Genomic DNA, 4,538 nt, shown 5'->3' on the forward strand with positions numbered 1-4,538 from the left:
CTCATCTGGACGTTGGCCAGCGTGATGCTGTTGTCGGCGTCGAGCGTCACCACCACGCTGCCGCCGACCTGGGCGCTGTGCGACATCACATCGGCGAAGTCGGCGAACACGTCGGTCGAGAACTGCAGCAGGTCCGCCGACGAGCCGTTCAGGGTGAAGTCGGTGACGCTGTCGTGGCCGAAGCCGGCGGCGAACACGAACACGTCCGCGCCGGAACCGCCGGTCAGGATGTCGTCGCCGGCATCGCCGATGATGACGTCGGCGCCCGATCCGCCCTTCAGCGTGTCGTTGCCGAGACCGCCATTGACGATGTCGTCGCCGGAGCCCGCATCGACGCTGTCGTTGCCGTCGCCGGCCGCGATCACGTCGTTGCCCGAGCCGCCCTTCAGCGTGTCGTTGCCGACGCCGCCGTTGACGATGTCGTCGCCGGAGCCGCCGTCGATATTGTCGTCACCCTCGCCGCCGGACAGCGTGTCGTCGCCGTTGCCGCCCTTGATGGTGTCGTTGCCGGCGCCGCCGTCGATGGTGTCGTCGCCGTTGCTGCCGGTGATCTGGTCGGCGCCGGCTCCGAACAGGATGCTCTCGATCCCGCTGAAGTGGTCGGTGCCGATGCCGGCGCCGCTCGCCGTGCCGGTCGCGTAGTTGACCGTCACCGCGCCGGTGGCGTCCGACAGGTCGAGCGTGTCGAAGCCCGCACCGCCGTCGATGGTGTCGTCACCGGCGCCGCCGCGCAGCACGTCGTCGCCGAGACCGCCGGTCAGCGTGTCGGCGCCATCTCCGCCGATCAGCAGGTCGTCACCATCGCCGCCGTCCAGCAGATTGGCGGCGTCGTTGCCGCTCAGTCGGTCGTCATGCGCCGAGCCGATCACCGACTCGATGTTCGACAGCGTATCGTTGCCGTCACCGGAGGCGATGCCGACCGCGAGGTCGACTTCGACGCCTGCAGCCGCCGCCGCGTAGCTCACGGTGTCGACGCCATCGCCACCGTCGATCACATCGTCGCCGGACGTGCTGATGATCACGTCGTCGCCGGGCGTGCCCGAGAGCACCCGCCGCGCCACCACGACGGTGACGTCCGCCGTGGCGGTGCCGCCTCGGCCGTCGGACACCACATAGCTGAACGACGCCTCGCCCGAAAAGCCCTCGGCCGGGGTGAAGACGACGTTGCGGTCGGCGTCCAGCGCGACCGTGCCGCCGACGCCGGCCGCCACCGACAGGATCACCAGCGCGTCGCCGTCGGCATCCGTATCATTGGCCAGCAAGGTGTCCGCAGCGATGGTCAGCGCCGCACCGAATGCGGTCGCCAGAGCGCCGTCGTCGGCCGCGGCCGGCGCGGTGTTGGGCGGCGGCGCATCGGCGATCTTGCGCAGCGAGATATCGTCGAGCGCGGCGCCGTAACCGTTCAGGCTGGTTTCGGTGCCCTGGAAGATCAGCTGATTGGTGCCGTCGCCGGCATTGCCCACGACCTCGATGGTGATCGTCTGCCAGATGCCGGTCGGCACGCCATCATAGACGATCTGGCCGCCCCAATAGACGCGCACGCCGTCGTCGATGGTTCTGGCGTCGGCGTCAGCGATCGAGAAGGTCAGCCGGTAGGTGGCGCCGGCCTCGACGCCGGCGACGGTCTGCACCAGCCTGGCGTTGTTGCCGTAGCCGTCCATGTCGAACCAGACATTGCCGTCCGCGGCCGACACGCCGTTCTGGGTGTCGAAATGCAGTTCGGCGCGGCCGCCGGCGGAGGTTTCGACCTGGGTCCAGCCCGGAATGACGCCGCTGTTGTTGCGGTAGCCCCAGTCGCCGCTCCAGTTGCCGTTGTTGGCGCCGGTGAGGTCCTCGAAGCTGCCGTTCACGATCAGGTTGGGGTTCTCCTGCAGCCGGATCAGCGCCACGTCGTCGAGCGCCACGCCGGCGCCGTTCGGACTCGGCGTCACGCTTTCGAAGGTCAGCGCGTTGGAGCCATCGCCGGCGCCGCCGATCACGTCGATGGTGATCTCCTGCCATATGTTCTTCGGCGTGCCCGTATAGATCAGTTCGCCGCCCCAATAGACCTTGACGGAGTCGGTCGCCTGGGCGGTGTCGGTGTCGGCGATCCTGAAGCTGAGCTGATAGGTCGCGCCCTGTTCGACGCCGGCGACGGTCTGCACCAGTTTGGCGTTCTTGGGCGCGCCTTCCATGTCGAACCAGTAGGTTCCTTCCGCCGCGCCGATGCCGCCGACCGTATCCTTGTGAACCTCCGCGCGGGTGTCGCCGCGATTGATCCATCCGGGAACGACGCCGGCCGGATTGGTGTTGCGATAGCCCCAGCTCGCCCCGTCATTGGCGCCGGTCAGGTCCTCGAAGCCGCCGTTGACGACGAGGTTGGTCTCGACGACCACAGGCGGCGCGACGGCGAGATCGGGCGCAGCCGCGAGCAGCTGTTCGAGCGCCGGCAGCGCGGCGGCGACACCGGCGTCGGTGCCGCTCGTGGCACGCGCCAGCAATTCGGTGGCGGTGAGCGTCACGCCGTCGGCAAAACTCACCGCGACGGGCAGGCTCGCGGCATCGCCTGCGCCGTTGCGGATCACCAGCGCGTCGTCGCCGATGCGGACGACCAGATGGGCGCCGTCGCGTATCACCGTGATGGCGCGCGAGTCGATGTCCTGGAAGTCGATGGTGCTGGCGGCGTCGAGCGCGACGAGGTCGATGCCCGAGCCACGGCGGAACAGCACGGTGTCGCCGCTCGCCAGAACGACGTCGTTGCCGGCGCCACCGTCGAGAACGTCGCTCCCGGCCTCGCCGGACACCAGGTCGGTGCCCGCACCGCCGACCAGGATGTCGTCGCCGGCGCCGCCGAACAGAGCGTCGTCCCCGCCGTCGCCATAGACCAGATCGTCGCCGTTCCCGGACCACACGATGTCGTCGTCCTGCATGGCGTACACGACGTCGTTGCCGGCGCTGCCGGAGGTGCGGTCCGTTGCCGGCGTTCCGTAGACGACGTTGGCGCCGGCGATCGCCTCGATGCTGGCGCGGGCGAACCGGGTATCGTCGACGAACACCGCGTCCACGCCCATGTCGATCAGGCTCTGGATGTCGGCACGGGCCCCGAGAATCGTCCAGGCCACCACCTTGAGGCCGGCGGCATGCGCGGCCGCGACGTCGGCCGCGGTGAACGAGCCGACGCTGGGCGCGGCGTAGTCCGCGAAGGTCGCGATCTGACTCGGATTCGCAATGCCGCTGCCGAGGTAGGCCAGCGGAATTTCGACGCCGTATTGCGGCATGATGGTGTCGTGCAATTGCTGCAAATTGGTCGACGCAAAACTCTGGATCACGACCTGGTCCGGATCGGTGAAGTCGTGGGCGATCAACTCCTTGATCACGGCTTCGCTGGTGGCGTAGTCCGTGCTCTTGGTCTCGGGAACGATGCCGACGTCGCGGCCGGTCTCGATCGACATCGCCTTCACGAGTTCGATGATCTCTCCGAACGTCAGCAGCGACGGTTCGAGGGCCTTCGCCTCGGCATAGCTCAGATTGGAATAATTGTGGTTGTCGTGGCTGGAGACCAACACCCCATCCTTGGTCAGATAGAGATCCGGCTCGATGAAGTCGGCGCCGCAATCGATCGCCCAGACATAGGCGTCACGCGAATGATCCGGATAGGGGTTGCTGCCGCGATGCGCGAGAAGAACGATATCAGACATGATGAGCTTTCCTGGGACGGTGGCATCTGCGGCGACCGCAGCGGGGCGGCGGACGCGTTCTCGACCTGCCGATCTGCATCGGCGGATTGACGTCTGTCAGCGATTCCGATGACGTGCCCGCGGCCGAGCCGCCGCGTTTGCACGACGCCGGAAACGTCGTGAAGGGAGCGCCGATCGGCGCTCCCTTCGTTCGGGTGGGGACGATTAGTCGCTCAGACGAAGCGGAAGTCGTCCGCGGTCAGCGAGGTCATCTGGACGTTGGCCAGCGTGATGCTGTTGTCGGCGTCCAGGGTCACCACCACGCTGCCGCCGACCTGGGCGCTGTGCGACATCACATCGGCGAAGTCGGCGAACACGTCGGTCGAGAACTGCAGCAGGTCCGCCGACGAGCCGTTCAGGGTGAAGTCGGTGACGCTGTCGTGGCCGAAGCCGGCGGCGAACACGAACACGTCCGCGCCGGAACCGCCGGTCAGGATGTCGTCGCCGGCATCGCCGATGATGATATCGGCGCCCGATCCGCCCTTCAGCGTGTCGTTGCCGAGACCGCCGTTGACGGTGTCGTCGCCGGAGCCCGCATCGACGCTGTCGTTGCCGTCGCCGGCCGCGATCACGTCGTTGCCCGAGCCGCCCTTCAGCGTGTCGTTGCCGACGCCGCCGTTGACGATGTCGTCGCCGGAGCCGCCGTCGATATTGTCGTCACCCTCGCCGCCGGACAGCGTGTCGTCGCCGTTGCCGCCCTTGATGGTGTCGTTGCCGGCACCGCCGTCGATGGTGTCGTCGCCGTTGCTGCCGGTGATCTGGTCGGCGCCGGCTCCGAACAGGATGCTCTCGATCCCGCTGAAGGTGTCGGTGCCGATGCCG

Annotated in this window: 2 protein-coding genes; both read right to left on the bottom strand. The window is 67.9% G+C overall.

What is annotated here, in order from left to right; all coding sequences use genetic code 11:
• On the bottom strand, positions 1-3,677 hold a 3,677-nt coding region (locus DWA33_RS24745), incomplete at its 3' end, for a glycerophosphodiester phosphodiesterase family protein (protein WP_244601395.1).
• A gap of 212 nt (positions 3,678-3,889) precedes the next feature.
• Positions 3,890-4,538, bottom strand: a 649-nt coding sequence (locus DWA33_RS24750; RefSeq protein ID WP_147270306.1) for a calcium-binding protein, incomplete at its 5' end; no start/stop codon positions are given.

The organism is Rhodopseudomonas pentothenatexigens (genome assembly GCF_900218015.1).
GTDB classification, from domain to species: Bacteria; Pseudomonadota; Alphaproteobacteria; order Rhizobiales; family Xanthobacteraceae; genus Rhodopseudomonas; species Rhodopseudomonas pentothenatexigens.